The sequence below is a fragment of the Priestia sp. FW507-14D1A genome (assembly GCF_058781295.1).
Window position 1 is genome coordinate 194,989 of the sequence record NZ_JBYSWQ010000002.1, and the last position, 22,615, is coordinate 217,603.

Annotated in this window: 22 protein-coding genes and 1 other RNA gene; 7 read left to right on the forward strand and 16 right to left on the reverse strand. The window is 38.1% G+C overall.

Translation table 11 applies throughout. The annotated features are described in order from the left end of the window. Together AC3WJG_RS09425 and AC3WJG_RS09430 are read right to left on the reverse strand one after the other, a co-directional pair. Window positions 1-1,938, reverse strand: coding sequence for an ATP-dependent DNA helicase (locus AC3WJG_RS09425; RefSeq protein ID WP_028408000.1), 1,938 nt, complete (start codon window positions 1,936-1,938; stop codon window positions 1-3). Between the two features lie 224 nt (window positions 1,939-2,162). Continuing rightward, window positions 2,163-2,342: a hypothetical protein gene (locus AC3WJG_RS09430; protein ID WP_028407999.1), complete on the reverse strand. Its 180-nt coding sequence runs from the start codon at window positions 2,340-2,342 to the stop codon at window positions 2,163-2,165. Between the two features lie 332 nt (window positions 2,343-2,674). On the opposite strand from AC3WJG_RS09430, the gene AC3WJG_RS09435 reads away from it, so the two are divergent. From AC3WJG_RS09435 to AC3WJG_RS09450, 4 genes are read left to right on the forward strand one after another with little or no spacing between them, the layout of a single operon-like run. Beyond that, window positions 2,675-3,766: an ABC transporter ATP-binding protein gene (locus AC3WJG_RS09435; RefSeq protein WP_102813287.1), complete on the forward strand. Its 1,092-nt coding sequence runs from the start codon at window positions 2,675-2,677 to the stop codon at window positions 3,764-3,766. A gap of 36 nt (window positions 3,767-3,802) precedes the next feature. Next, complete coding sequence (locus AC3WJG_RS09440) at window positions 3,803-5,050, forward strand: ABC transporter substrate-binding protein (RefSeq protein ID WP_337133411.1); 1,248 nt, start codon at window positions 3,803-3,805, stop codon at window positions 5,048-5,050. Further along, window positions 5,034-5,987: a carbohydrate ABC transporter permease gene (locus AC3WJG_RS09445; RefSeq protein ID WP_337133412.1), complete on the forward strand. Its 954-nt coding sequence runs from the start codon at window positions 5,034-5,036 to the stop codon at window positions 5,985-5,987. Before AC3WJG_RS09440 ends, AC3WJG_RS09445 begins: the two co-directional genes overlap by 17 nt. A gap of 14 nt (window positions 5,988-6,001) precedes the next feature. Further along, entirely contained in the window at window positions 6,002-6,814 is an 813-nt protein-coding gene (locus AC3WJG_RS09450; RefSeq protein ID WP_028407995.1) for a carbohydrate ABC transporter permease, read from the forward strand. A 34-nt stretch (window positions 6,815-6,848) separates the two neighbouring features. On the opposite strand, the gene AC3WJG_RS09455 is transcribed toward AC3WJG_RS09450, so the two are convergent. Further along, on the reverse strand, window positions 6,849-7,343 hold the full coding sequence (locus tag AC3WJG_RS09455; protein ID WP_060746050.1) for a hypothetical protein: 495 nt from the start codon (window positions 7,341-7,343) through the stop codon (window positions 6,849-6,851). Window positions 7,344-7,502: 159 nt separating this feature from the next. Between AC3WJG_RS09455 and AC3WJG_RS09460 the strand changes: the two genes are divergently transcribed. Next, on the forward strand, window positions 7,503-7,631 hold the full coding sequence (locus tag AC3WJG_RS09460) for a hypothetical protein (protein ID WP_013056148.1): 129 nt from the start codon (window positions 7,503-7,505) through the stop codon (window positions 7,629-7,631). A 41-nt stretch (window positions 7,632-7,672) separates the two neighbouring features. Here the strand turns inward: AC3WJG_RS09460 and AC3WJG_RS09465 are convergent, their stop codons facing one another. The 13 genes from AC3WJG_RS09465 to AC3WJG_RS09525 form a co-directional block, all read right to left on the reverse strand. Then, complete coding sequence (locus tag AC3WJG_RS09465) at window positions 7,673-8,818, reverse strand: THUMP domain-containing class I SAM-dependent RNA methyltransferase (RefSeq protein WP_060746051.1); 1,146 nt, start codon at window positions 8,816-8,818, stop codon at window positions 7,673-7,675. Between the two features lie 209 nt (window positions 8,819-9,027). Beyond that, on the reverse strand, window positions 9,028-10,695 hold the full coding sequence (locus AC3WJG_RS09470; protein WP_028407993.1) for a glycoside hydrolase family 13 protein: 1,668 nt from the start codon (window positions 10,693-10,695) through the stop codon (window positions 9,028-9,030). Between the two features lie 132 nt (window positions 10,696-10,827). Continuing rightward, on the reverse strand, window positions 10,828-11,454 hold the full coding sequence (locus AC3WJG_RS09475) for a response regulator (protein WP_013082360.1): 627 nt from the start codon (window positions 11,452-11,454) through the stop codon (window positions 10,828-10,830). Continuing rightward, window positions 11,447-12,493 carry a sensor histidine kinase gene (locus AC3WJG_RS09480; protein WP_098333584.1) on the reverse strand — a complete coding sequence of 349 codons (1,047 nt, stop codon included), beginning with the start codon at window positions 12,491-12,493 and terminating at the stop codon, window positions 11,447-11,449. Before AC3WJG_RS09480 ends, AC3WJG_RS09475 begins: the two co-directional genes overlap by 8 nt. Next, complete coding sequence (liaF, locus tag AC3WJG_RS09485; protein ID WP_028407991.1) at window positions 12,490-13,218, reverse strand: cell wall-active antibiotics response protein LiaF; 729 nt, start codon at window positions 13,216-13,218, stop codon at window positions 12,490-12,492. The genes AC3WJG_RS09480 and liaF overlap by 4 nt, the downstream gene beginning before the upstream one ends. Before the next feature lie 135 nt (window positions 13,219-13,353). Further along, the gene (locus AC3WJG_RS09490; protein ID WP_098248336.1) at window positions 13,354-13,980 is read right to left on the reverse strand and encodes a PspA/IM30 family protein; all 627 of its coding nucleotides are present in this window, start codon (window positions 13,978-13,980) and stop codon (window positions 13,354-13,356) included. Between the two features lie 36 nt (window positions 13,981-14,016). Then, a complete protein-coding gene (locus AC3WJG_RS09495; protein WP_014460940.1) occupies window positions 14,017-14,361 on the reverse strand; it encodes a lmo0954 family membrane protein in 345 nt (114 codons plus the stop codon). Between the two features lie 247 nt (window positions 14,362-14,608). Next, window positions 14,609-14,997, reverse strand: an RNA gene (rnpB, locus tag AC3WJG_RS09500) — RNase P RNA component class B. 63 nt (window positions 14,998-15,060) lie between these two features. After that, complete coding sequence (gene gpsB, locus AC3WJG_RS09505; protein ID WP_013056140.1) at window positions 15,061-15,393, reverse strand: cell division regulator GpsB; 333 nt, start codon at window positions 15,391-15,393, stop codon at window positions 15,061-15,063. A 104-nt stretch (window positions 15,394-15,497) separates the two neighbouring features. After that, the gene (locus AC3WJG_RS09510) at window positions 15,498-16,049 is read right to left on the reverse strand and encodes an SLOG family protein (RefSeq protein ID WP_028407989.1); all 552 of its coding nucleotides are present in this window, start codon (window positions 16,047-16,049) and stop codon (window positions 15,498-15,500) included. Window positions 16,050-16,112: 63 nt separating this feature from the next. Next, on the reverse strand, window positions 16,113-16,589 hold the full coding sequence (locus AC3WJG_RS09515) for a spore coat protein (RefSeq protein ID WP_328105336.1): 477 nt from the start codon (window positions 16,587-16,589) through the stop codon (window positions 16,113-16,115). 346 nt (window positions 16,590-16,935) lie between these two features. Then, entirely contained in the window at window positions 16,936-18,186 is a 1,251-nt protein-coding gene (locus AC3WJG_RS09520; RefSeq protein ID WP_098248338.1) for a ribonuclease H-like domain-containing protein, read from the reverse strand. Between the two features lie 4 nt (window positions 18,187-18,190). Next, window positions 18,191-20,461, reverse strand: coding sequence for a DEAD/DEAH box helicase (locus AC3WJG_RS09525; protein ID WP_028407986.1), 2,271 nt, complete (start codon window positions 20,459-20,461; stop codon window positions 18,191-18,193). Between the two features lie 121 nt (window positions 20,462-20,582). Between AC3WJG_RS09525 and AC3WJG_RS09530 the strand changes: the two genes are divergently transcribed. Beyond that, the gene (locus tag AC3WJG_RS09530; RefSeq protein ID WP_013056134.1) at window positions 20,583-20,834 is read left to right on the forward strand and encodes a hypothetical protein; all 252 of its coding nucleotides are present in this window, start codon (window positions 20,583-20,585) and stop codon (window positions 20,832-20,834) included. 149 nt (window positions 20,835-20,983) lie between these two features. Further along, complete coding sequence (locus AC3WJG_RS09535; RefSeq protein WP_221840286.1) at window positions 20,984-22,495, forward strand: sensor domain-containing diguanylate cyclase; 1,512 nt, start codon at window positions 20,984-20,986, stop codon at window positions 22,493-22,495. Window positions 22,496-22,615 lie beyond the last annotated feature (120 nt).

Here is a 22,615-nt window from a genome sequence, read left to right on the forward strand (position 1 = left end):
TTATACGTTTTCTATTTTTGTTGGGACATTTTGTTCAATGATTGAACGCACTTTTGAATCTGTGCTTTTTGGCATAAAGATCGTGATTAGACCCTTATCGTTATGAGAGCGAATCAGCCTTCCAACTCCTTGCTTTAAGCGAAGAAGCATATACGGCATATCTGCATCCCAAAATGGATCGACTACTTGATTGCGCTTTGCTTCAAAGACCGGATCATTTGGTGGATACGGCAGAGACCAAATAATTACATTAGATAGCGAAGGTCCCGGAATATCCAATCCTTCCCACAAATGAACAGCGCATAAAATCGTTTTTTCTTCCCTTTGGAACTGAGATACTAATTTACTGATTTCTTGATCGCCTTCAAATAAGAATGTGTACTGATTTAACTCTTTGGAAACTTCTTTGAACATCTCTAGTTCTTCTTTGCTGTTAAACAGTAAAAGTGCTCGTCCGTTCGTTTTTTCGAGCTGCGCAACAGCAAAGGCGAATTTTTCAGCAAACGCTTCTTCTTGATCATCTGAAACATTTTTTACCGCAATTTTCATTTGCTCATCATAATCAAATGGCGATTCAACGGAAAAAGAAAGCGGCTTTGCAATTCCTAAGCTATATGCTAAATAATCGAACGATTGGTTATCTGACAGAGTGGCAGACGTGAAAATGTATGGTATTTTCTTTGCAAATACTCGTTCTTTTAAGACGTCTTTTACTGCTTGCGGCATAATAACCAACGTCAGCTGCCAGTTGTTTTCTTCCACCCAGTAGATGGCATTTTCGTTGTCCATAAATAAGCGCAGCGAATAATCAATTTGATCTAGGTACTCATCTACAATTCGCAGCGTATATTCGTCTACTGTATAGGTCTCACTCTCAAACACAAGCTCGTTTCCGATATGCTCAAGCAGCGATAAAAGTTCTTTTCCTACACTTTGTAATCCGTTTGTACGGGCTACTTCTTTACGGCTAGAACCGACGATTTCTGTGCTTGCTTCACTTAAACGGTCAAAGAACATTGCGTACACATCGATAGCGTGCTCGATCTTCACAGCAAATTCTTCTCGCACGTCATTTTCTAATAGACGCGTTAACAAGTTTTCTAACGTATCTTCTTGAATTCGATATGTTAAAGCCTTTTGTGCAGCAAATTCCAGCAGGTGACCTTCATCAAATACAACACAGCTGCTTTCAGGAAGAAGGGGAAGCTGTCCTTCACGCTTGCGGGCTTCATATGTCCAAATGTGCTCCATGTAAAAATCGTGAGAGCAAATAATTAAGTCATGTGCTTTTCTATAGTGCTCACGTGAAAGCGTTAAGCCGCATCTATGACGCTGCTCACAGGAAGAGCAGTCTTGAAACGTATCCCAGTTAATTTGATTCCATTCCTCATCCGTTAAATGAGGATATTCTTTACGGTCTCCGTAGTGATAGAACGACTGCATACCGCTATGATCATGAACAAAATCAGGAAGCGTATCGTAAATTTCTTCAATGTTTTCATTATCTGTTCGTGCTGTCACAGCATCTAATTTCTTTAAACACAGATACTGATCTTGAGATTTTGCTAGGCGAACATCCATGTTAATATCTAAAATACCAGAGAGCTTGGCAATGTCTCCTTCGGCTTTTACTAACTGTTCAATTAATGTTTCATCCGCACAGGCAATAATAGCTGGCTTGCCAATATACCTTGCATAACAAATAGCATACAGTAAATACACAATAGTTTTTCCTGTTCCTACACCTGCTTCTGCAAAGATTACATTTTTTTCTTTAAAAGCTCGTTCGATTTGAAAAGCCATAAAAATTTGTTCGTCTCGAAGTTCTAACCCTGCGTCTGGAAGATGATCATAAAAAACATCACCTATCCATTCATTTAATTTGTCAAAAAAGTTTTCATCCCGCTCAATTGTAAAAGGCAACCGCTCTCTCATCATCGATACTGACTCCTTTATTTATGTAAATATCTATCAATAAAAATTAGCTTCACTTCTTTTTTTCTAGTAAATTTCTCATGTAAGCAAAACTTAATTATTGACTACTTTATCTAAAATGTCAATAAAAAGAGCTGAACATAAAAAAGTTCTGCCTGTAAGGACAGAACCTTTTTGTATAAAAGCTGAGTGTATAGAACGCAAACGGAATAAGTGCTATTAAAAAATTAATTACAGCGGAATTTTGAGTCCGTGGAATGAGACAATAAAAAGGCCGCTTCATACTCGGCTTTTGCTTGTTCCAGCTGAGTAAGCGTCTCTCCGCTCACTTCTATTCCCTGCTGCATTAAATGATAGCTGTTTTCCAACGCTTGACGAATCATAGTGAACTGCGTGTTTCTATCCATTTATAAACATCCTCTCTCTGTAGTGCTTACTATAAAAGTGAATACTATCATTCTATACACCAGCTGTTTATTTTATTCTCAAAACCAGCATCTCTGGCTTAATAAATGGCTTCTTTCATTTAAGAAAATAATCGAACTTATTAAAATATTTTAATTCTCACTTGACTTATAGGAATAATATATTTTAAAATTACTTACAGATTCAATCACTCAAAACTACATAATACAGGCTTACCGGTCAACCGATAGCCTCTAATTGCCAGATACACGTACAATCCGTCTGTGCAATTAGAGGCTTTTATTTTTTTAAAAGCCTGCTGAAAGGAGAAAAAATGGCAGAACTGCAGTTACAGCACGTGTATAAAAAATACGGAAAAGATAGTCTTGCAGTTGATAATTTCAATCTTCATATTCAAGACAAAGAATTTATTGTGTTTGTAGGACCTTCAGGGTGCGGCAAATCCACTACCCTTCGAATGATCGCCGGCCTTGAATCGATAACAGAAGGAGAATTGCTTATTAATGGAGATCGTGCAAACGATTTACCTTCTAAGGACCGGGATATTGCAATGGTGTTTCAAAACTACGCGCTTTACCCTCATTTAACAGTTTACGACAACATGGCATTTGGCTTGCAGCTCCGCAAAGTCCCAAAACAAGAAATTGATGATCGCGTTCGTGAAGCGGCTCGTATTTTGGACTTAGAACCCTATTTAAAACGCAAGCCAAAAGCGTTATCAGGAGGGCAGCGTCAGCGAGTGGCTTTAGGAAGAGCCATTGTACGGAATGCCCAAATTTTTTTAATGGATGAACCTTTATCTAATCTTGATGCGAAGCTTCGCGTACAAATGCGTGCTGAAATCAGTAAGCTTCATCAGAGGCTGCAGACGACCATTATTTATGTAACCCACGATCAAACAGAAGCGATGACGATGGCAAGCAGAATTGTAGTTATGAAAGACGGAAAAATTCAGCAAATAGGTTTACCTATGCAAGTTTATAATGCTCCAGAGAATACGTTTGTAGCCAGTTTTATAGGATCGCCGGGAATGAACTTTTTCACAGGAAAAGTAGTGAACAACAAACTGTACATCAGTGAACATGAGTTTCAGCTGACAGAAAATCAAATGCATTCGTTACATGAAAAAGGCTACAACAATCAGTTCATTACTGTAGGAATTCGACCAGAGCATATTACGCGCGCCTCTTCTGATGCTTCTCATATTTCATTACCGGTAGAGGTGTCTGAGTTATTAGGAGCAGAGTACATACTATACAGTAGTTTAGGAGACCAGCTCTTTGTAGCTAAAATCCCTGGGGATGAACATATTCAAGTTCATCAGCACTTTCCATTTCATTTTCAAATGAATCATGCTCATTTCTTTGACCAAGCATCTACCAACCGTATCAAAATTGACCAATAACTATCTAAAAAGAATTCTATAAGTGGGGGAACTAAAATGAAAAAATTATTAATTCTGTTAGCAATGTTCACCGTGATCATCGCGGGCTGCGGCAAAAACAGTTCAACAAGCAGCGACAGCAGTGACTCTTCTAAAAAAGTAACCATTAACTTTACGCATTGGCGAGGAGAAGATTCGAAAGCTTTTGATTCTATCATTGAGCAATTTGAAAAGAAAAATCCAAATATTCATGTAGAAATGACCGTCTTTCCTTCTGATTCCTATCAATCACAAATTCAAGGATCTCTATTATCTGGAGAAGGTATCGATGTATTTGCTAGTTTTCCAGGAAGTCAATTTGAAACGATTCGCAAAGCAAACGGTTTTGCCAAGCTGGACGACCAAAACTTACTCAGCAAATTTGACGAAAAGCTAATCCAAGCGGGCAAAGCGGATAATACGCAATATGCTCTTCCTTATCAGCTAGTCTATAACATCCCTGTCTATAACAAAGGCATTTTTGAAAAACTAAATTTAGATGTTCCTAAAGATTGGAATAGCTTTTTAAAAACATCTGAAACATTAAAGAAAAATGGATACACTCCGATTTTATTTTCAGGAGACGTAAGTCCTTCTCAATTTATTAATCCAATGATTATGAATAACGAACCTACAAACAACGCCCTTCACGAAGTAGAAACGGGCAAGCGCAAGCTAACTGATGAATGGTTTATCAAAACCCTATCTCAAATTAAAGAATTAAATGACAAAGGTTACTTCCAAAAAGATGCTCTTGGTACGAAAAAAGAAAGTGCTGCAGCACTTTTTGCTCAGGAAAAAGGCGCAATGCTTGCTCAAGGTTCTTATATGATGGCTACAGTCAAACAGCAAAATCCGAAGATTGATCAAGGTTTGCTTGCCCCGATTACAGTGGATCAAGATAAAGCAAAATACGAAGGTGTTCATACCACGACATTCTTATTAGGTGTTGCTGAAAAATCAAAACACAAAGAAGCTGCTAAGAAATTTTTAACTTTCCTTGCAGATCCAAAGATTTCTTCTGAGTATGCGAATGCTACTGGCCAGTTATTAACGGTCAAAGACGTGAAATATGATTCACCTGAACTCAAAGAAAGCGCAAAATGGAAAGACAAAAAAACGGTTTTCCAACCTCGATTTACAATTTTAAATGAGCGCGTATCAAAAGCTGTTGAAACATCTGTACAGGACGTACTATCCGGTATGTCAGCGAAAAAAGCTGCTGAAAAAGCACAAGGAGAGGTAGAACGTGTCGCTAAAAACTAATACGTCTATTCAAGAAGAAGAAAAGAGAACCCCTTCGTTCTCTTTTCCTCTCTTTTCATTTAAAAGTATCTCTAAAAACAGAAATCTATGGTTGTTTTTACTTCCCGGTTTTATCATATATACTGTTTTCTTTGCATTGCCAACGCTTTCTGCTTTATTTTTAAGCACAACTGATTGGAATGGATTGTCTTCTCAGTTCTCATTTGTAGGGTTTCAAAACTTCAAAGAAATTTTAACAAACGATGCTATTTTTACACAGTCTCTTACAAACAACTTAAAGTTTACAATTGGCGTGCTGATCTTTCAAACATTATTGAGCTTAGGCTTTGCACTTTTACTTTATAAAAATTCTGCATGGAATACATTTTATCGTTCACTCTTTTTTGTACCGACGATTATTTCGTCCGTGTCGATTGCCTTCACGTGGAACTTTATGTATGACCCCAACATTGGAGGAGTGAACCTATTTTTAAGTAAAATAGGCCTTGAGCATTGGACCCAGTCTTGGATTGGAAATGGACATATCGCCATTTACAGCTTGGCTTTTGTACAATTTTGGGCACATACTGGTCAAATGCTTATTATTTTTGTAGCTGGAATTCAAGCTATTCCCAACGAGTTATATGAAGCTGCTAGTATTGATGGAGCAACAAGATGGCAAAAATTCAAGCGCATTACGTGGCCTCTTTTAGCTCCAGCTACGACAATGGTTGTAGCTTATACGACCATACAAAGTTTTAAAGCATTTGATTTAATCATTGCAATGACAAATGGAGGTCCCTCCAACTCAACTGAAATTCTTTCGACACTGCTTTATCACGAAGCTTTTATTAATTTTCGTTTCGGCTATGCCTCTGCCATTTCAGTTGTATTTATGATTGTAATTGCTCTTTTAACGTTTCTTCAATTTCGCGTACTTCGCTTAACCAAAATGTAAAAGGAGATTCTTTTATGAAACAAAACCCATTCAGACAACTGATTTTAGGGATATACGGTTTAATCATTCTGTTGCCCTTAAGCTTGGTTTTATTAACAACCTTTAAAACAACGCCTGAGCTTTACAGCAACCCAATCGGATTACCAGCAGGCTGGAATATTGAAAATTATAAACAGCTGCTCGTCAATGAACCCATCTTTGGCTATATTAAAAACAGCGTGATTGTTACCGTCTTTAGCACGTTTTTTATTCTATGGTTTTCAAGCATGATTGCTTATGCTATTATTCAGCTACCTCAAAAGCTTGGATGGATTGTATACGGCTTTTTTGTTTGCGGAATGATTGTCCCTACCCAAGTCAATATGATTCCTGTCTTTTTGCTGATGAATAAGCTTGGGCTCGTCAATACGCTAACAGGCGTCATTATCGTCTCCATAAGTTTTTTGCTTCCCATCGGTGTGTTTATTATCACGGGGTTTATGAAAACTTTGCCAAAGGAACTATTTGAAGCTGCTCGCATGGACGGAGCGTCAGAGTGGAAAATATATTCAAAAATCGCTCTTCGACTCTCAATACCATCAATGGCTACAGTAGGAATTTTTTCGTTTGTGATTGTGTGGAATGATCTGTTATTCCCTTTGCTCTTGTTAAAATCTAAAGAAGTAAAAACGCTGCCTATTGCACTATTGGACTTTCAAGGGGAATTTCTGACTAATTACCCTATGCTGTTTTCAGCAGTCGTTCTTTCTTCTATTCCATTATTGATTGCGTACGTGTTTTTGCAAAAGCATTTCATTTCAGGAATGACATCTGGAGCATTAAAATAGCGGGCAAGAAAATCACGCTTCCCTGCCTGCTCCTTTATTCTATAGGATTATTTTTTAAAGCACGCTGAGATTTTGGTTTCTCTACTACTAGATGTTGGTAAACGTACATTAAAGCAGCTTTCAACAGAAAGATACCTAGCAAATGGTACTCTTTAAATGTGCCTACCCTAAAAAGCTTTGCACGGCTCATAGCTCGTTGAAAAGGATAAACAAAAAATGTATCTACGATTGCATTTAATAACATATACCTTCCAAAATGGCCATATGTGAACTTTTTAATCCATAAAGAACCTGCTAAAAATGGACCTAAAAGTAAAGCAGCTTCACCTGTTAGATATGGATGAGGAGGATTAGGGAATATCCACCACTTCTTTTTTTCAGCAATATAGCTTTCAACCATAATCAAAAAGGAAATAAACATAGTAGATGATAAATAACGCTTAATATGCTGTCGTCCTATAAAAGGGATGGTTAACCATGAAAGAAGCATCATCCCGCCAAAAACCCGTGCTGATCGATTTTTTCTCATTTTATCACCTCTTAGGTTTTAGTATGAGATTTCCCTTTCGTAAATATGTTAGAAATAAGCTGATCATTTCTCGTTTTAAGCCTGCTAGTAAAAAGAAATGAATACATATATTGCCCCGCTACTCGCCCATACTATAAAAAAACACAATGGGGTGAGTACATGCATGATTATTATGACGGACTATATAAATACCTGCTTAATGCCACGTTTTGGTTTATTTTATTAATTGTCGTGCTCGGTATAGGCATGTTTGGAATGCTAGCTTATCGCGGTTTAAAAAAGAAATAACGTAAAAAAGCCAAGCTGTTTTTACACCGCTTGGCTTTTTATTATTGGTCGTTGCGTGGAGGACGAGGTCCCCAGTATTGATAGTAGTCTGTTTTAATAAATCCGTTAAATAATTTGCGTTTTTTCGTCGCTTTTTTACCGTAGTACTGTTCAAACTGTTCATGAGATGTAAGCATATAAATTGACCACGTATCAAGCTTAGAAAACGCTTGGCCCATTTCAGCATACATTTTTTCAACAGAAGGACGATCGCTTAAACGTTCGCCGTACGGAGGGTTACCAATAATGATTCCATATTCTTTCGGCGTCGTAAAATCGCGCACTTGCATTTGTTTAAATTGAATTAAATCTCCAAGTCCAGCTTCAAATGCATTTTGCTCCGCTACTTTTACCATACGATGGTCAATATCATGACCAGCAATATCTAGCACTTGGTCGTAGTTCGCTAAGTCTTCTGCTTCTTCGCGCGCTTTGTCCCAAATACTTGCTGACATCCACGGCCACTCTTCTGATAAAAAGTCACGGTTAAACCCTGGTGCGATATTTTGACCGATAAGCGCTGCTTCGATAGCAATTGTACCAGAACCGCAAAAAACATCGACAAACGGACGATCCGCATTCCACGGTGTTAGCATAATCAAAGCCGCTGCCAGCGTTTCTTTTAAAGGAGCTTCCCCTTGTCCTACGCGGTAACCGCGCTTATGAAGTCCTGCACCGCTTGCGTCAATTGTTAATGTAGCAACATCTTTTAATAGCGCTACTTCAATTTTAAACGTTGATCCTGTTTCTTCGAGCCATCCTGTTGTTTTGTTGTAATGTTTTTTCATGCTGTCAACAATTGCTTTTTTCACAATGCTTTGACAATCTGATACGCTGAAAAGTTTAGATTTAACTGATTTTCCCGATACAGGAAACTGTGCATCTACGGGCAAGTAATCTCCCCAATTTAATGCTTTTGTTTGTTCAAAAAGCTCATCAAACGTACGAGCTTTGAACTGTCCAACCTGCACTTTAATTCGATCTGCTGTACGAAGCCATAAATTGCAGCGAGCAATTGCGAGCTCGTCTCCTTCAAAGATAACCTTGCCATTATCTACTTCACATTCATATCCTAAAGCACGCACTTCTTTAGCGACCAGTGCTTCAATTCCCATTGCTGCTGTTGCAATAATTTTATATTTCGCCATTTTTCAACCTCATTTTGTTTCTAATTATCTACACTAAGTGTAAAAGTACCATATACATGCGCCGTAGTCAAAGCTTTCTCCGTCTTTTTATTAAAATACAAAAACCGCTGGCTCTTGACAGAGCCAGCAGTTTCTTCACCTATGTCGCAGATAAATGCGTTTTTAAAAGCTTTTCACTTTAAAGTTGCGCAATCGGTTGCTCAACTTGTTTATGAAAGTAAGTATACACGTGTTTCATATGGGTGCAGCGTACATTTTTCAAGCGTTTCGTTTGTATCCAACGGATAATTATGAATCAGCACTTCTCTGTTTGTAAATGCGCTCTCTGAAGGAAACTCGAACGTTTGATTTTTCGGTGACATATTACAAATAACAACAGCAGTTTTACCTTCTAATGTTCGCGTATACGCGTAAATAGCGGTATCTTCTTCTGCCAACAGCTTATAAGTTCCATACACCAGCACATCATGCTGTTTTCTAATTTTAATGAGCTGTTTGTAAAAATTCAGTACCGAATTCTTATCACTTTTCTGCTCTTCTACGTTAATATCTACGTAATTTGGATTCACCTTCATCCAAGGTGTACCAGTAGAAAATCCTGCATTTCTTTCTGTATTCCACTGCATTGGCGTTCTTGAATTATCGCGGCCTGTTTCCCAAATCACTTTCATAATTTCGTCATGTGAATCGCCTTTTTCACGCTGAATACGGTAGTAGTTAATCATACCAACATCATCATAATCGTCAATAGAATCGAACTTAACATTGGTCATTCCAAGTTCTTGTCCTTGATAAATAAACGGTGTTCCTTTCATTAAAAAGTATAGTGCAGCTAAGCACTTTGCACTTTCCACTCGGTAAGCTACGCTGCCGAATTTATTTACAGAACGAATTTGGTCATGATTTTCTAAATATAAAGCGTTCCAGCCGTTGATTTTTTCTAAACCATTTTGCCAATTAGTTAAAATCGTTTTTAACTCGATTAAATCAAGCGGTTTTTCTTCTCCTTTATCCCACAGTCCCATATGCTCGAACTGAAAAATCATATTGAAGTTTCCGCCATCTTCAGCTACCCACTCATCCGCGCTGTTCGATGTTACACCATTTGCCTCTCCAACCGTCATAATATCGTATTTGGCAAACGTATTTTCTTTTAGCTCTTTTAAATGTTCTTGAATTCCCGGTCGATTCATATGTCCTTCAAACGATGGCACATAATCTAGCTTTTCAGGGTTCGGTAGATCTGGGAAGCCGGCCACTTTCTTAATATGCGAAATAGCATCTACACGAAAGCCGTCAATTCCTTTATCTAACCACCAGTTAACCATTTCATAAAGCTCATGACGTACTTTTTCGTTTTCCCAGTTTAAATCGGGCTGTTTTTTAGAAAATACGTGCATGTAATATTCTTTTGTCTTTTCGTCGAACTCCCAAGCTGATCCGCTAAAAATAGATTCCCAGTTGTTTGGCTCTTTGCCATCTTTACCTTCGTGCCAAATATAATAATCACGATATGGATTCTCTTTAGAAGACCTGGATTCTAAAAACCAAGGGTGTTCATCTGAAGTATGATTAATAACTAAATCCATAATCAGCTTCATTCCGCGATGGTGAACTTCATCTAGCAGCTCATCAAAGTCTTCCATTGTTCCGAAATCTTTCATAATATCTTTATAATCACTGATATCGTAGCCATTATCGTCGTTAGGAGACTGATAAATCGGGCAAATCCAAATGACATCAATTCCAAGATCAGATAAATAGTCTAATTTTGAAATAACCCCTTGAATGTCACCAATTCCATCGCCGTTTGAATCCATGAAGCTTCGCGGATAGATTTGATACGCAACAGCTTCTTTCCACCATTTCTTTTCCATGTGCTCAACCCCTCAAAATAGTGCTTTTACGTAAGCGTTCGCCTTTACGCATATCGCTATTTTATAATGAATACATGCAAAAAAATAGGTTTTTCACAAAAAAAATCGTTATTCTCTTTTGAATAACGATTCTCACTGCGCTAATTTGTGTTTAAAGGCATAGATGACGGCTTGAGTCCGGTCCTGTACATCCAGCTTACTTAATAAATTGCTCACATGTGTTTTTACCGTCTTTAGCGCAATAAATAATTCGTCTGCAATTTCTTGATTTGTTTTGCCTTGTGTCATTAGCAGTAAAATTTCCATTTCACGAGCTGTCAGTTCTTCATGAGGTAACGACGGTTTTCTCATTTTAGACATCATTTTACCGGTTACTTCGGGCTCTAATACAGATTGCCCCTCATATGTACGGCGAATAGCAGCTGCAATTTCTCCTGCTTTAGACGTTTTTAATAAGTAGCTTGTTGCCCCTGCCTCTAGAGCGGGATATACTTTTTCGTCATCTAGAAAGCTAGTGACAATGATCACTTTTGCTTCTGGCCACTGCTTAATCAGTTGTTTTGTTGCTTCAATCCCGTCCATTTCTTCCATGACTAAATCCATTAAAATAATATCCGGGCGCAGCTGAAGCCCTAATTCAACGGCCTGTTGGCCGTTTGCTGCTTCAGCTATCACATGAATGTCTGCTTGAGCCGACAAATACGCTCCTACGCCAATACGAACCATTTCATGATCATCTACTAACAGTACGTTAATCATTTTGCTTCTCCTCTCTTTCTACTAACGGTACTTTCACTTCTAGCTTTGTTCCTTTGTCGGGCAAACTAATAATTTTTAATAGGCCTCCAATTTCAACTGCGCGTTCGTACATATTTTGCAGGCCGTACGATCCGACTTTTTCCTTTTCTACATCAAAACCAACTCCGTTATCAACGATACGTAAAATAATGGAAAAGTCACGTTTAATCAGCAGCACATCTAAAGCTGTTGCATTGGCATGACGCAGCGTATTTGATACGGATTCTTGCAAAATCCTAAACAAGTGGTCTTCAATGCCTTTATCAAGTTCAAAACCTTCTATTTTCCAATTTAATTCAAGCGGTACTTTTTGAGCAAGCTCATTCATCAGTTCTTTCATTCCGGCCTGTAGCGATTTTCCTTTTAATGCTGCAGGACGAAGATGAAGAAGCAAAGCCCTCATTTCAAGCTGTGATTGATTAATCATTTTTTCAACCATCTTTAATTGCTTAGCTTCAGAATCTTGCAGCGTAAGATTGGATTCCGTAATAGCAGACATAAGCATCGAAGCGGCAAATAGCTGCTGACTAACGGAGTCATGCAATTCTCTAGCAAGCCGATTTCGTTCCTGAGAAACAATTTCTTGCACTTGCTTTTGCTGATTTTCCACTTTTTCCGTTGCCATCTTTTGAGATTGCTGTGCTTGAAGAATCATTTTATGATCTACTTTATTTAAACGGCTTATAATTCGAGACGTTTCTTGAATAAACGGTTCATTTGCCGACATATGCCGATGGCCATTTTCTATTTCATATAATCGGTTTTCAACATATGTCCACTGCTGTCTCCACATAAACCCCATGATTCCTCCAATCACGCTTCCAATCGTAAGGCTTAAACTGAAGGAAAACAGCACAAAAGGCATGCCAAATACGCTTGTTTTCCATAAGTCGCTAAGTTGAAAAACAGGATATGCAAAAAACACGGTAAGGAGCACGGATACAAATACAAAAAAACTTAAGAAAATCCCCCATAATAACTGCCGTTGAAGAATACTCATATCCTTTGCACCTCTAAATCTCCAATCACAACAGTTGTAACAATCTTCACCCTATGAGCAGATTGATCAAATTCCTCTGTTTTGATAGACAAATTTTCATTGAACGAAAAGCCGCGCTGATGTCCAAAAACCGTTACGTTTCCTGCTAGTTTAGAATGATTCACAGATACTTCCGTTTCGTAAGGAATGAGCACTTTAATATTTCCAAACACCTGACGAATAAAAATAACCGCATCGCCTTTTGGCAGAACGGTATTGCTTAAATCAACCACAATGTCTCCCCATACGCTTTGAATATTAATATCATCCCATTCGTATACGGAGTCTTCAGTTCTTTGACTACCAAGAAGTTTATTCGTCAAAACCGGGCGGACCTGCACCAAACTTTGGTTTGGCTGCTGGGTAAATTGGTCAGTTGGTCTGAATTCAACCGGATGCTTTCTTGATTGAATAAATCTAAGTAAAAAATACAGAAAAAGAGCAATAACTAAAAACTTAAAGGCAACCGTATTAAATATATTCAACACAAGTCCAATAACGCCAATCCAAAATAAAATGCGCCCTAGTTTTCTTCTCATTTTTTTTCGCCCAATATACATGAACGCACCGGCAATTAATACAGAAAAGATCAAGCCGCTGTGAAAAAACATAATTTCAATAAACAGGACAAATAAACTGCAAATAAAAATGAACATAAGAGATTCTGTTTTGTTTACGCTTTGCACAGCTCTCTCTCCCTTCTCCTCGTAGATGACATAGCGTTCTTTGGATGCTACAGGTATCTATTCTCTCACCTTAAAAAGACGCAGAAACCTACGCCTTTTTTAGAATACCATGTTTTATGCAGAAACACTGATTTTTTACGATGATTTTACTCTTTTTTCTAATTCAGCAATCTTGCTGTCTACCGTTTGTCTATAGTAATTTGTATTAATTTGATTTTCAAGCTGGTCAATATAGGTTTCCATTTCGTCAAACTGGCTGTAGGACGTATAAGATGCTTCTGTTTTCATTACTGAATTCATACGATGATGCGCACGAGCAATATTTTCGCGTCCCATTAGTTCCATGCGGCGAATATGCATATCTTTTACCTTATGCTTCATTTCTTCATACTTTTGTTCAAGCTCTTCTAACTGCTTGGATGTATCTTCATAAGATTCTTTTACACGCTTTGCTCTCTCTTCGTAGTGAGCATGTTCTTTTAAAATAAATTCATGTAATTCCGTTTCTTCAGCTGCTTGTGCTACTTGTGCTTGCTCATGACGTTTTTTCATCATGTCAAGGGCCAGATGGTATTCGCGATTAAACTGTTCTTTTAACGTGTGCTGTCGCTCAACAAGCTGCCTTACCTTTTCGGTCTCCTGCTCGCATTGACGCAAATAGTGGTTTAGTGCAGCAATTGGATTTTTTTGTTCTTTGTGATCAAGTAATTGATGAAGGTCTGCAGAAATCGTTTCTTTCATTCGAGTAAATAAGTTTCTCATTTTGTTCATCTCCTTAGATAATAAAGTAAACTTTCATTATTTTTGATTTAAATCAGCCCACTGACGTTCAAAATGCTTAAACGGATCTTCTTTTTCCGTTTTTATAGGGCTGCTGCTGTTCCATTTTTTATATACAATGTAAAGTACGACTGCTGCGATGATACCAGCAAGGGCCGGGAGATTTGAAACAGTTGTTAAGAGTACGACAACACCTATAAACCCCCAGAGCCATTTTTTAAAGGGGGTCTCTGCTTTAACAAACCCTTTAAATGCTACGTACAAAATAACTAAGCCAAGTGCAAGTCCTACCATCGGACCGGCATTTGCAAGAAGAACGATAGCAGCTACCGCTCCAATCAAAAACAAACCAACTTTTTTCATTTTGTCTCCTCCTTTCGCTTATCTATATACTTAGTTTAAGGATTATGACGTTTTTTCAAAACGAGCTAAAGCTTTATTTTCTCCTAAGACCTGAGGCTGACAACAAGCTCAGTCTGGTTGTACAAAAAAATGACAGCTTATGATAAGCTGTCATTTTGACATAAAAAAAGCTCTTCCGTTATACGAAGAGCTGGGTTGGATTAAAATATAGTGTGTAACAACAAGTGTCGATTGCTTTTCAATAACGTTCTGTAAGCCATGTTTTGTACCATTGTACTGCAAGCGGCTAGCTACCTCGTACTCCGGTGGCAATTATCTATCTACAAAATGTAACCATTTTGTCCTTCCTTCCGTTCAGTTCCTTCCAGAAAGTTCCCCTACCATTATTTGGGTTTCTCGCTCGAGGGGTTTACCTCGTTCCACTCTTATCATTTCTGATAAGACTTCGTCACTGTGGCACTTTCAGAGTAGTCAAGCCATATCTTAAAAAGACTTAGGCTTTTTCCCCGCCGTTAGCTTTTAACAGCTACCCTAGCTTATGACTTCGCTAGGCACGAACACTACAGACATCGCAGTCTGTGCGAGCATGGACTTTCCTCTACATCCTCATATGTGATGCAGCAATTACCCGAACGTTATTGATAACGACTTTCCTTAGTATAATAAAAATAGGAGTTGAATGCAACTCCTATTTTTAGGTTATTCGTATAATTTACTTCCAAACACATGTTTTTCTAAGTTCGACAAACGTTTTAAAATATCAAAGTTTGTCGTACCCGCTTGCTGCTGCTGTTGAGCCGGCGGCGGGGTAAACGAAGGTTGTTGCGGCTTTTTAGATAATTCTTCTACTTGCTTTTTTAAGCGTAAATTTTCAGTTTGTAATGCTTCAATTTCTTCATGAAATGCTTCATAATCTTTAATAACAGAATCTAGATACTTATCTACTTCTTCTTGATTATAGCCTCTCATGCCTGTTTTAAATTCTTTTTCTAAAATTTCTTTGGCCGTTAAACGGATTTTATCAGCTAACATCTCTATCACCTCGAATACGATAAACCTTATCTTTATTATAATTCATTTTTTCAAAAATAGCTTCAAATGTCAATTTATCTTTTAAAATGTTTCGCCAAGTGGCGTTAAAAAGACGAAAATTTTTCTTCATCCACGATATCCTGTAAGTCATGAGACGTCACCATTATAATAGGGTATTCTTCTCGTTCAGCACGTTTTTTAGCCGTTTCTAACATATATTTGGGACTTCCTTCGTGCTCTTCATCGTAAACTAAACAAATACCTTCACTTTTTTCTACTAAAAATTGATTTTTCAACCGAAACTGTGCTGGACTTTCATATTTCTTTTTTGTAATGCTATCTACATAATCTGCTTGACTTAAGACGAATTCATACAATTCTTTATTCACGTCATTCCATTTTTCTTCTTGCTCCAAAAACGGTGTTAAAACAGCTAACTGAAGCTCGGGATAATCGAGCTGAAGATCAAATACCACTTCTGCTGCCCAAATTTCTACTCCTAGCTGGCCACTAATCAATACCCATTCTAATCCATCTTCTGCTAATTCCTGTAATTTTTTATAGAGTGCTTTTTTTATATATGTAATACCTTGATGTTTTTCATTAAAAATGCCAAGTTCGAATGGCTTATAACCGGTAACTGTTAGCACCTTCATTATATAACTCCTTTATAACAAAATAGAATAGGAACTGATGAAATCAGCTCCTATTAGCGTACATTATCTAAAATACCCTGAATTTGGTCCTTGGTGCGCGCCTTTTGTATGACAGCTTCCTTGGCCGCAACCTTTGTGTCCCGGATAACTAGCACCTGCTACTTGACCTGGGTAGCCTGCTCCTGCCACTTGACCTGGATAGCCTCCCATTTGACCTGGATAACCAGCACCTGCTACTTGACCTGGATAGCCTCCCATTTGACCTGGGTAGCCTGCTCCTGCCACTTGACCTGGATAGCCTGCTCCTCCTACTTGAGTTGGATATTGCTGCGCGCCGCCAAAAAACTGTTGATTTGAAGTTTCATTTACAACAGATTGCGTTTGCGGGAAGTAATGTACGTGCTTCACATTTGTATGATTCACCAATGTATTATGACTTGGATGAATGTGAGGTACTACTACCTCCTGAGAAGTAAACTGCGTGCAGCATTTTGTTGGATGCACAATTGGTGGCATACATTTTGTTGGTCTTGGATACATATCCTTTTTCCCCTTTCACTGTTTAGTTATTACACTATTACAATATGTGAAGGGCAATGTACATGTACTAAGACAAACACCTATTTTTGACCTACATAAAGGAGTTATACGAATTTTTCAAACTGCTTAAGACAATTACTGTTAAACAAATTAATGCGAAAAATGATACTAAAATCACATTTTTCATGGGGCCTCTCTCCATCTCACCAAAGTTCTGTTTTTAAGCTGTAAGAATAAGTCTTACATTGACTAATTTTATCAATGACTGAAAAATAGAACAATATAAAACATCCACAAAAACAAAAGAATAATAATTCTGAATTTTTTAAAATAAATCAGCTGAAGTCTATGCTTTAGCTGATTTATTTTTTAGTCTAAGAAGTCTTTTTTCAAGTGCTTCCTTCGACGTTTTTTTAGTCATTCCTCTGAGTTGATTCCACTTCTCCGAGGCTAGCTCAGTATATAGAAGTGCTTTATGAACATCTTTGAGACGATGCTCATAAATTTTAGCTAGCTCAACCAATGCTTCTATAGCGACGTCACCTTCACATGTTTGAACCAAGGGTTCAAACATGTCCACTGCCTCTTTCCAACTCTTCTCTTTTTTATAATGATAAGCCATCGCTAGCTGAGCTTTTTCATGCTCTTCTTTTTCTTTTTCTGCTACGCCCTGATAAAGAGAGAAGGCGTGCTTGTTCTCCCCTAACTGCTCATACCACCTTGCTACTTCGTATGTTTCTTTTTCTGTAAACTCCTCACTAGTAAGGAGATGCTTTGATAAATGAATGTATAAGGTAATAAGCGATAAAATATCATGTTCATTATGTTTCATAATATCGAATAAGCCTCTTGGATTTTTCGTTTCAATAAAATCAAAATAGATCATGGGAGCTAAAAAACCTGGAATATCATCAACTCGTTCAATTCCAAGTATTTCTTTTTCGACATTCGCAAGCTTCACCGAACTCATTTTGTGTTTCCACAGCCTTCTTGACGCATGCAGCAAATCAAAGTGACCGAACTTAGGCAGCTTGGGCAAATGATCTCTCAATAGCGTATGGCGAGTCTTCACGTGAGGCCAATCGAAAGATTTCCCATTATAAGTCACAAGCGTCGTATAGTCTACTTCTTTTAAAAAACTTTCGTAAAATGCTACTTCTCCACTTGGCTCCGTTAATATATGCTGACGAAAAACGACGGAATCTTTTAGCACCCTTGCATATCCTAGCAAAAAGATAGTCGTTCCCGTACCTGTACTAAGCCCCGTCGTTTCCGTATCAAAGAAAAATAAATCTGAATATGTGTGGCCTTTTGATGAAAGCGGATGAGCAACTGTAGACCGATTCCATACTTGCACTACTTTTTTTAGCTCATTAAATTCATAATGTCCATGTTTGTAGTCGAGCGGGTACACCACTTCTCTAATCATACAGTAGCTGTCTTCCGCAAAGTAAGGCACAGCATGATTTCCCTTCCATTCCTGCTCATAGGGAATAGATGCGCTCTTAGGCCGCTGCGGGTTACTTTCAACCGGCGGCTTTGCTTCTGTAACATGAAGATGCTTTTTCATACGGTTTAATTTATTTTTAAAAGACAAGAGTTCACCTACTTTGCAGTTGTTGTAGCAGCACGAGCGCATCGCTTTTTGCGTGTTCTCCCTGTGCTTCCATACCGATACAAGACGGACAGCCGCTTTCGCAAGAACAATTTACAATTAATTGATTGGTTTGATTTAGCACATCATTCATTTGTTCGTATACTTTATCACTTAGCCCAATGCCTCCCGGGTATCGATCATATAAGAAGATAGTCGGCTGTTCGTTGTGCACCGCTTTTATCTGAGGCACTACATGTAAATCAGCCGGATCGCACATCACCATAAGCGGCGCAATTGACTGAATGGCATTTGCCACCGAAATGAGCGCTTGTTCCAATCGTTCTTCAGATTCGTAAAACTGTTCTTTTTCAAAGCTTAGCCACACGGCATTTGTATGAAGTTCTTCTTCCGGAAGTGAAATGGGACCTGACCCTATGTTTTCATGCGTCTCAAACTTTATTTTTTTAAATATCGTAGCCATAGCGCTGACCATTACATCACCGTAACCGATTGAATATGTCCTTTCCACTCGTTCTTTATCAGCTTCTAGAACCTTTAAGTTAACCGCTAAGTTTGCATCGGTGAAATAGTCTACATCGACTTCACGAACATACGCTTTTTTCTCATCCCAGTCCAAGTATTCTACTTGATACTGAATGCCTTGATGCAAGTAAATCGCCTCATCATGAAGAAGCGTCATGGCACTAAAGCGATCCATTTCTCCAATTACTTTCACATTTGCAACGTCCGATTGATCAATGATGACAACATTTTCTTGGGATGCAGAGCGCAGACTGATATTATGAGCTGGAAACGAATCATTCATCCAGTACCATTTGTCTCCGCTAAAATGAATCACTCGCTCTTCTTGCAAAAACTCCAGCACGTCTTCAATTTCTACCCCATCAAATGTTTCTCCCTGCTTAAACGGCAGCTCATAGGACGCGCATTTTAAATGATCGACTAAAATAACAAGATTATCAGGATTAATTCGAGCTGTTTCTGGATTTCTGCTAAAAAAGTAATCGGGATGCTGAATCATATACTGATCAAGCGGACTTGAACTTGCGACCATCACAATGACGGCTTCTCCGTGACGTCTCCCTGCTCGTCCTGCTTGCTGCCAAGCGCTTGCAACCGTGCCTGGATAACCTGTCATCACACACACCTGCAGCTGCCCGATATCCACTCCTAGCTCTAAAGCATTCGTACTGACTACCCCGTAAATACTTCCCTCTCGAAGTCCTCTTTCTATTTCGCGTCGCTGCTTCGGCAAATATCCTCCGCGGTACCCTTGAATAGACTTATTTTGAAGCTGGTTTTTTACGAGCTCCTGCAGATACGTTAAAATAATTTCCACTCGTACTCGACTTCGTGCAAATACAATCGTTTGAATTTTATTTTTCAAAAACTCTCCTGCAATATTTCGCACTTCAAGGGTAGCACTTCTTCTAATGTTTAAAGGTTTATTAACAATAGGCGGGTTATAAAAAATAAAATGCTTGCGGCCGCTAGGCGCTCCGTTGTTATCTACTAACATAACATGAGCTCCCGTTAAATGCTCAGCAAGTTCTTTTGGGTTAGCGATGGTCGCTGATGTACAAATAAAGATAGGATTGCTTCCATAGTAGCGGCAAATTCGCTTTAACCGGCGTATAACGTTAGCTACGTGGCTTCCAAAAACACCGCGGTACGTATGAAGTTCATCGATCACAATGTACTTCAGGTTTTCAAACAGTGATACCCATTTAGTATGATGAGGTAAAATAGCTGAATGAAGCATATCTGGATTCGTAATAACAATATGACCTGCTTTTCTTACCTTTTGACGGATATTTGCCGGAGTATCTCCATCATACGTGTAGCTATTGATTGGTACTTCCATTTCTTCAATGATTTCATTTAATTCACTTTTTTGATCTTGGGCAAGCGCTTTTGTTGGAAACAAATAAAGAGCTCTAGCTTGATCATTCTCCATGATACTCTGAAGTACCGGCAAGTTGTAACACAATGTTTTCCCCGATGCTGTAGGCGTCACAGCCACAACATTCTTCTTAGCTGTCGCCAAATCAAACGCTGTTTTTTGATGCGTATAAAGCGAACCAATTCCTCGGTTCTCAAGTGCTTGCCGCAGTTTCGTATGCAAAGAAGCCGGAAATGGCGAAGTTTTAGCTTCTTTCTCTTCGATTGTATGCCAATGAACAATATTTTTCTGATACGATGGATTCGTTTGCAAGACATCCATTACTTCTTGTAAGTTTTTTCGTATTCTCATTTTCATCACCTGCTTCTATTTTAACGAATGAACGTTCGATAGAAAACCATAAGTTTTTGTATGTTTTTTGTGGATTCGGACATGGTATTAATACAGTAAATTTTTCAAGGAGATGTTAAAAATGGGAAGCCCTTATCTTTGCCCTAGCTGCAAAACAAATCGAACGCGTTTTAATATCATTGAACAAAATGCAAAACCTGTAAAAATGGATCCAAGAAGCGGAGACGTTGTAGAAGAATACACAAACGATACGCTCGATGCCTTTCACGCTGCTTATAACGGACCGCAAAAACGCATTCAGTGCGGAGCTTGCGGATTAGTAGAAGATGAAACCATGTTTGTACGGCATGCTGAATCCAATAAACTTCAATAAAAAAGGTGAGGCTCTTTGTCCTCACCTTTAATCATATAAATCTCTATGCTTTTTCTTAATCAAAAAGCAGACATTTTCATCTGAAAAATTCATGTCTTTTCTTATAGAAACATGCTAAAATACCTAAAAAAGATATGGAGATGATGGTCATGTCATTTCTTCTTTCGCTTTTACCTTTCTCCTTTTTGAAGAAATTTCGTTTTCCTTCTGGAAGAGAAGTTAATGAAGATAAAATGTTCGATAAAACGAATGTAGAGATGCTTCAACAGAGAGTCAAGCTAGTTTCACTTGCTCTTGTAGTTTCCTATCCTATTTATATTTATATAGGGTTTTCTTTACTTCAACATGCGGGGACATCTCAGTTTAGACATACACTAATTGGTATTCATTTCACTAGTTTTGCTCTCTCCTCTCTTTATTTATTTTTCTATTATGTTAGTAAGAGAAAAGAACGGTTTGCTAACTACTTAAGCACCATTGTATATGGCTATATATTTTATTACGTATTTGCTGCAGCACTTTCTACTATTAACAGTCAGCTTTTCACAGGTCGCGTAGACGTGTATATGATGCTTTTGATTTCCACAGCTGTTTTATGTCCTATGAAATTAAAACATCTGTGCATCATTTTTATTCCTAACCATCTTTTTTTACTATACGGCTTATCACGATATGTACCGGATTCTTCTTCCCTTATTTCAAAGCAGATCAATACAACTGCAGCAGTTGCTATCGCTTTGCTTATTTCATACATTCTTTATACATACCGTCACAAAGAATATATGAGTCATTTACAGCTAAAAGAAAGCGAACGTAATTTTTTTACGCTGTTCAAAATTAATCCCTATCCTTTGCTATTAACGAGATTATCCGACCACAAAGTGCTGCTCATTAACCATAAAGCTATTCACTTTTACAATCTTGTTTCTCAAGATCTTGATCAAATAGACGGATTTATAATCTATCCTACTGATGAAGATCGAGAGGAGATTTTAAAACGTCTTCAACAAGAGAAATATGTAAAAAACTACATCCTAGAAGCACGTGAACATGGAGATTCAAAGTGGGTTATGATCAATTATGAATTACTAGAGTATCAAAGCGAAAGCTGTATACTCGCAGGTATTACCGATATAACCGATTTAAAAGCGGTTGAGCATGAATTGAGCTTGCACGCTTCAACTGATATGCTAACCGGAATTTTAAATCGAAGAAGCGGAATGGAAAAACTGCAGCTGGAACTGCTGAGAGCTAAAACCAATCATACATCTTTCCTATTATGTTTTATCGATATTAATTCTTTAAAACTAGTAAATGATCAATATGGTCATAGAGAAGGCGACTGGCTTATTAAAACAATAGCAGAATCAATTAGTGGTTATATTGGCAACGATGATACGCTCTTTCGCTACGGAGGAGATGAGTTTTTATTAATTGCTCCTGAACAAACGGAAGAATACGTACAAGAGCTGTGGCAAAATATTAATGAACAGCTAGAAGATAAAAAGAAAGAATTTAATAAGCCGTATGCACTGTCTGCGAGTTACGGATTTATTATATGTGCGCCTTCAGACGACACCAACCTAGATACATTAATTCAAAAAGCAGATGCTGCCATGTATAAGCAGAAACACACGCGCGTTTCTTCCATATTTAAGTAAACTATCGAAGTTCTTGCGCCATCGCATCACGTAGGTTCGCTAAATAGAACGATCAAGGAATAAATCCGTGCATGAATTACGCATGCACTTTCTTTCTTTGCAAAGAAAAACTATAATAGA